General features: G+C 44.8%; 6 protein-coding genes. 5 read left to right on the top strand and 1 reads right to left on the bottom strand.

What is annotated here, in order from left to right; genetic code table 11:
• Positions 1-135: 135 nt before the first annotated feature.
• The 3 genes from IQ263_RS20535 to IQ263_RS20525 all read left to right on the top strand — a co-directional run bounded on the left by IQ263_RS20535 (position 136) and on the right by IQ263_RS20525 (position 2841).
• Positions 136-894, top strand: coding sequence for a tetratricopeptide repeat protein (locus tag IQ263_RS20535; protein ID WP_228050226.1), 759 nt, complete (start codon positions 136-138; stop codon positions 892-894).
• A 110-nt stretch (positions 895-1004) separates the two neighbouring features.
• Complete coding sequence (locus IQ263_RS20530) at positions 1005-2057, top strand: formylglycine-generating enzyme family protein (RefSeq protein ID WP_228050225.1); 1053 nt, start codon at positions 1005-1007, stop codon at positions 2055-2057.
• 274 nt (positions 2058-2331) lie between these two features.
• Positions 2332-2841: a GNAT family N-acetyltransferase gene (locus IQ263_RS20525; RefSeq protein WP_194069782.1), complete on the top strand. Its 510-nt coding sequence runs from the start codon at positions 2332-2334 to the stop codon at positions 2839-2841.
• A 97-nt stretch (positions 2842-2938) separates the two neighbouring features.
• Here IQ263_RS20525 and IQ263_RS20520 read toward each other — a convergent pair whose 3' ends face one another.
• Entirely contained in the window at positions 2939-3757 is an 819-nt protein-coding gene (locus IQ263_RS20520) for an ATP-binding cassette domain-containing protein (protein WP_194069781.1), read from the bottom strand.
• A gap of 543 nt (positions 3758-4300) precedes the next feature.
• On the opposite strand from IQ263_RS20520, the gene ssuE reads away from it, so the two are divergent.
• Positions 4301-4870 carry an NADPH-dependent FMN reductase gene (ssuE, locus tag IQ263_RS20515; protein ID WP_194069771.1) on the top strand — a complete coding sequence of 190 codons (570 nt, stop codon included), beginning with the start codon at positions 4301-4303 and terminating at the stop codon, positions 4868-4870.
• 21 nt (positions 4871-4891) lie between these two features.
• Positions 4892-5923, top strand: coding sequence for a sulfonate ABC transporter substrate-binding protein (locus IQ263_RS20510; protein WP_194069769.1), 1032 nt, complete (start codon positions 4892-4894; stop codon positions 5921-5923).
• Positions 5924-6000 lie beyond the last annotated feature (77 nt).

Here is a 6000-nt window from a genome sequence, read left to right as displayed (position 1 = left end):
CCGATACTGACCGTCACTTCTGATGTATTCTCCATCAACTCAACTGATACAGACTACACCATTATTCTTGCCCAATCCGGGAAGGATGTCAATAGATGTCTAAGAATTTAGTTACAGTTTCTTCCCCTCAACAATATGGGGGAAGCTTATGGCGAAATGGGTTTGAGATCCAAAGCTTTGGAAGTTCTGCAGCAAGCTTTAGTCATTCACCGAGAAATCAGCGGAGGGCGTCGTATCGCGCGCACTCTCAATCTCATCGGTTTCATTAACCGGATTGCGGACAATTTTTCCGAAGCGATGAAACTGCATCAAGAAGCTTTGGAACTTGCCAAAACTGCCAACGACCAAATTGAAATTGGAGAATCTCTCCACAACATCGCGGCCGTGTACGCAGAACAGGTCAATTACGCCAAGGCGATCGCATTTTACCAGCAAGCGCGCACGATTCGCAATGTTTCGGGCGATCGGCGCGATTTAGGCCGTACCCTCAATAACATGGGCGGCGTCTACTACAACATCGGCGACTTTAATAGAGCGATGGAATTTTACCACCAAGCTTTAGCAATTCGCCGGGAAATCGGAGACAGGGCTGGCGTCGGCCGCCTCCTCAACAACATGGCACTTGCCTCTCGCAAACTCGGCAAAGATACTCAAGCCCTGATCTATTTTCAGCAAGCAATACCGATGTTAGAAGCAATCGGCGACAAGACAAGTATCGGACGCTTGCTTAACAATATGGGCGCAATTCATGAAAGTCTCGGTCAATATGCTCAAGCTCTCGAATCCTACGAGGGAGCTTTGAAAATTGCTCGTGAGGGCGGTGACCAAGCTGGAGAAACTACAGCGATGGAGGGCATTAAGCGATTGTCTTCCGGTCAGCTTGTGCCGCAATAAGGAGAGTTAGTCGCTCGGATTGAAAGAAGTTAAACCAGATATTTAAGTAGGACTAAGCTGTGTAAAATACCTATCTTACCGAGCAGATACAATTACTTATTCAATCAGGCTTGGAAGGTCAGCAACTCGCCGACCGTATCGAATCGCTCATTCAATCTAGTATTAAAGATGGTAGTCTTGCCAATCCTATTGAACCACTTATTCAAGCTGCTGTCGATCGCATGGAAAATGTAATTAAACCCATGCAAAATTTTCTTTACCCTCCCCTGCTGAAATCCTCAATAACACCAATTCAACGAGAACTTCAATACAGTGTGTTTGAGTTTGACACGATAACACTAGAGGATGACGAAATTAGAAATGAACGCCAACAAGCCAGGTTTTTTATCGAAGAATTAGGCAATAAAGCTACGCTGGAGATGGTTTATATTCCCAGCGGTTATTTCTTGATGGGTGCCTCCAATGATGAGAGTATTTATTATCATGAGAATCCGCAACATTTGGTGAACGTTCCTGAATTTCATATTGGCAAATTTGAGATTACTCAATCTCAATGGGAATATGTAATGCAACATAATTTATCTGCTAATCAAGGCTCACATCTGCCAGTGGAAAATGTTTCTTGGTCGGATGCGATCGAGTTTTGCAGAAGACTATCTCTGACAACAGGAAGAAATTACCGATTACCCAGTGAAGCTGAATGGGAATATGCCTGTCGTGCTGGCACTAATACACCCTTCAGCTTCGGTAAAGATATTAATACCAAAATTGTTAATTATTTGGATTTGAATGAAACTGATGATGACAGATATCCAAGTCCTCCCATGCCAGCAGAAGGATGCGTTGTTGCTTATAGTCCAGAGGGTATACAGTATTTACAGACAAAGCCTGTGGGTAGTTTTTTTCCGAATGCTTTTGGACTGTATGATATGCACGGTAATGTCTACGAGTTGTGTCAGGATGCGTGGCATGATGACTATGAAGGCGCACCAACCGATGGCAGCGCATGGTTAAGTGAAGATGAAGGAGAGGCGCGATTGATTGTAATAAGAGGTGGCTCATTTGATTACTTCGAGGATGATTGCCGTTCAGCCTGTCGCAGTTGGATTGGAGATAATTATAGATATCATGGCACTGGGTTTCGAGTTGCGTGTTCCCTATAGTAATATAGCTTTTCTCCGGTTTCTGGAGGTACTCCTGGCCCGGGCGATCGTACCTCACTTTCCTGAAAACCGCTATGGTAAGGTGCGTCGCCTTCTACAATCTGCAAGTTTCATTGAATATCTGACAGCGACGCACCCTACAGGTAACGCACCTCACTTCATTCATAAAACCGCTATATTGCATTAAGGAGGGAGCAGTTTCATAAATCGATGAAGCAAAAGGTTGAGGATATGAGTGTTGTTGAATAAGTTATATTACCTGCCCATCTAAGCTATGAATATTCGTACTGAAAAGCCAGAAGATATAGAGGGAATTCGCGACATTAATATTGCGGCATTCGCGCGAGAAAATGAGGCCAACTTAGTCGATCGACTGCGGGGAATTGCATCTACATTTTCCTTCGTTGCGGTACAATCCGATCGCATTGTCGGACATCTTTTCTTCAGTCCGGTTGTCGTCGAAGGAAAATGTTCTAGCAATTTGTCGATTCTGGGGTTGGCGCCAGTCGCAGTTATTCCCGACTATCAGCGGCAAGGTATCGGAAAGCTGCTGATCCGGGAAGGTTTAAAAGAGTGCGCGCGATCGGGATTTCAGGCAGTGGTTGTGCTGGGCGATCCAGATTTCTATCCGCGTTTTGGGTTCATTCCTGCTAGTAGCAAGAGCTTGAAATGTGAATACGATGTACCCGATGAGGCTTTTATGGTGTTGGAGTTAGAAACTGGAGCTTTGCAGGATTGCAGCGGAACGGTGAAGTATCGATCGGAATTTAGGATCTGCGAGTGATATCAAATCCGGGTGCATCGGATTCGCTGAGGAAGAGCTCGCGAGTCAGAAATATTCTTAAACGAGCGCCCATATCTGAGTTACCTTGGTAGATCCGTTATCCGTATTTACTTATCTTTACATAGTTGGGTTTTTTGTACCTACCTATGGCAAATTTCTCTGCATCTTTGCTACTTTCTTTTTGACCCATAACGCGCTGCAAAATCGCCTCTACTTTCGCAGCAAATACAGCATTTCCTCTCTGCCTCGGTCGCGGCATATCAATAGAACAGTCCATTGCAATCTGACCATTTTCTATTAAAATAACTCGGTCAGCTAATACCACTGCTTCTTCTACATCGTGAGTGATCAGTAGCGCGGTAAATCCTTTTTCTTGCCACAAATTTTCTAACAATTGCTGCATCTCAATGCGGGTCAAAGCATCCAACGCGCCGAGGGGTTCATCAAGCAGCAGTAAATGAGGTTCGCAGGCGAGGGCTCTTGCTAAAGAAACTCTCTGCTTTTGACCGCCGGAGAGTACCGCCGGCCAATCGTTGGCGCGATCGCCAAGCCCTACCGCGTCAAGGACTTGCATCGCTTTGTAGTGCGTGTTTTCTTTGGCCGTGAGTAGTCCTAATTTCACATTTGCCACCACTTTTTGCCAAGGTAGCAGCCGTGCATCCTGAAACATCATTGTCACTTTAGAGTTGAGTTTGCGGGATGACTTTCCATCTAGAAAGACAGTGCCTTGAGTGGGAACTTCTAGTCCGGCAATTAAGCGCAGTAAGGTACTTTTGCCACATCCGCTGCGACCTACAATTGCTACAAATTCTCCGGGATTTATTTCTATGTTGATATCCCGCAAAATTTTAATATTTCCAAATGACTTCTGGAGTTGTACTAATTCTAGACCTATTCCTGAGAGTGCTGATTCCATTCTAAAAAACCTCTATATTGCGATCTATGCCACAGGCTCAAAACCTTTTTCGCTGTCAAAGGTGGCTGTTGAGCAAATGCCAATTCATCTCCTACTCACCGGTGCTGGTGAATAGCAGATTAGCATTTCTAAATTTAAACTACGGTAACTCAGTCAAATTACAGTAGTTTTTGATTAAACAAGATTATTGCATAGGTATCTACAAAAAGCAAGATAATTTTTCGCCCAACTTCTGCGGCTTTGATAAATAATTGTTAAGAACAAGCAAACCCTGTTCCTGTAAAGGTTCTGTTTTTGAGTCCGGTGGGATTATGCTGTATTTGGGAAAAAAACCTGACACTTGATTCCCGCCGAGATTCGCGATCGCCAAAAAATTGTGTAATGGTTATCAAACTTTACCTCTCAACTTACTTGCTTTTTTAAATTGACCGTGCTAGCTTACTATTCAAGTAAATTACTGTAAATTTATCGAGTTATAGTAGTTTGCGGTCGATACTGTGAATGGCTAATTTTTAAATGAGTCGAAAATAGGAGGACAGTTAAATGGCTAATGTTGTTGCGATCGCAGGTAGCCCGTCTCATCCATCCCGCTCCTTTGCCGTGCTGGAATACGCCCGCCGCGCAGTCGAGAAAGAGGGATTAAGTACGGCATCTATCAACGTCCGCGATCTCCCGCCAGAGGTATTAATTTACGGACAATTCGCGAACCCAGACTTGAAAGCAGTCAATGATTTAGTAGTAGAAGCCAGTGGCATAATCATCGCCACACCTGTTTACAAAGCAGCCTACACAGGTGTACTCAAAGCTTACTTAGATTTGCTACCGCAAAAGAGTTTAGCTGGCAAAGTTATTCTCCCTATCGCCACCGGAGGTACGCTGGGTCACTTATTAGCAATTAACTACGCCCTCAAACCAGTGTTATCCGAACTGGGCGCTAGTCATATCTTGTCTGGTGTCTATGTTTTAGACACCCAGATCGAAAGTTACGACGAAACAAGCGTACAGTTTGAACAGGAAACAGAAGAAAGATTGCGATCGCAGTTAAAAGAGTTTGTCAGCACCTTGCACAGTGGCAAACCCGAATTAGTGGGAAGTCTTCGATCGGAAAATTAGCAACGAACAATATTATTGTTTATGCTCAAAAGAGTAATTTCAATTCTGACTAAGTTATGGCGATCGCACCTTTCCCTAGCAGCGCTATTTATATTGGGGATCGGCTTAAATTGGGCGATCGCCTCCTGCAATACTCCCACCCCTACGGGCTCTGCAAGCCCCGTCGCTTCCCCCGCAGCAGCTCAAGCTCAGGTAGTCCGCATCGGCCATCAGAAATTCGACCCCTTCACGCTAGTCAAAGCTAGAGGCGGGTTAGAGAAACGCTTGCAGCCTCTAGGCATATCCGTTGAGTGGAAAGAATTTCAGTCAGGCCCCCCGATGCTGGAAGCACTAAACGTCGGCAGCATAGACATCGGGCGCACCGGAGACGCTCCTCCAGTCTTTGCCCAGGCTGCTAACGCACCTCTGCTATACATTGGCGGTAGCGCCCCCAAAGACCGCAGTTCAGGTATTTTAGTTCCTGCTAATTCACCAATTCAAACCCTTGCAGATTTGCGAGGTAAGAAAATAGCTTTTACAAAAGGTTCAAGCGCCAATTACTTGTTAGCAAAAGCACTGAAATCCGCAGGGATAAAATGGACTGAGATTGAGCCTGCCAACCTGACACCAGCCGATGCCAGAGCTGCCTTCCAACAAGGTAACGTAGATGCTTGGGTAATTTGGGACCCGTTTTATGCAGCAGCTCAAGCGCAAGTAGATGTTCGTGTTGTTAAAGATAGTAAAGGACTCGCAGCTAACCGAGATTTTTACTTAGCTAATCGCTCATTTACTCAGTCTAATTCCAAAATCATTGAGGCAATTAGAGAAGAAACTCAAGCAGTAGCGACCTGGGCTGATGCGAATCCCGAAGAAGTAGTCAAGATTCTTGCTCCCATTCTGAAAATTGATGTTTCTATCTTAGATGTAGTAACTCGACGGCGGAGTTATGGATTTGAACCGATCCAAGCTGATATGGTTGCCGAACAACAGGAAATTGCCGATACTTTTTTTGAACTCGGGTTAATTCCCAAGCAGCTAAAAGTTCAAGAAGTAGTTTGGAAACCAGGTAATTAAAAATCCCCGCTTGTGGGTAAGTGTTGGAGACCGAGGCAGCGATATCTTTTCATAGATCCGATGTCTTAACAATAGAT

The organism is Tychonema sp. LEGE 06208 (assembly GCF_015207505.1).
GTDB lineage: Bacteria > Cyanobacteriota > Cyanobacteriia > Cyanobacteriales > Microcoleaceae > Microcoleus.
The sequence above is the reverse complement of the archived record's forward strand: the minus strand, read 5'-3'. Positions and strand labels throughout refer to the sequence as shown.

What these genes read in the sequence shown, in the direction of transcription:
- IQ263_RS20520 (WP_194069781.1), bottom strand. Translation starts at nt 3,757, where the DNA reads ATGGAATCAGCACTCTCAGGAATAGGTCTAGAATTAGTACAACTCCAG.
- IQ263_RS20510 (WP_194069769.1), top strand. Translation starts at nt 4,892, where the DNA reads ATGCTCAAAAGAGTAATTTCAATTCTGACTAAGTTATGGCGATCGCAC.
- ssuE (WP_194069771.1), top strand. Translation starts at nt 4,301, where the DNA reads ATGGCTAATGTTGTTGCGATCGCAGGTAGCCCGTCTCATCCATCCCGC.
- IQ263_RS20525 (WP_194069782.1), top strand. Translation starts at nt 2,332, where the DNA reads ATGAATATTCGTACTGAAAAGCCAGAAGATATAGAGGGAATTCGCGAC.
- IQ263_RS20535 (WP_228050226.1), top strand. Translation starts at nt 136, where the DNA reads ATGGGGGAAGCTTATGGCGAAATGGGTTTGAGATCCAAAGCTTTGGAA.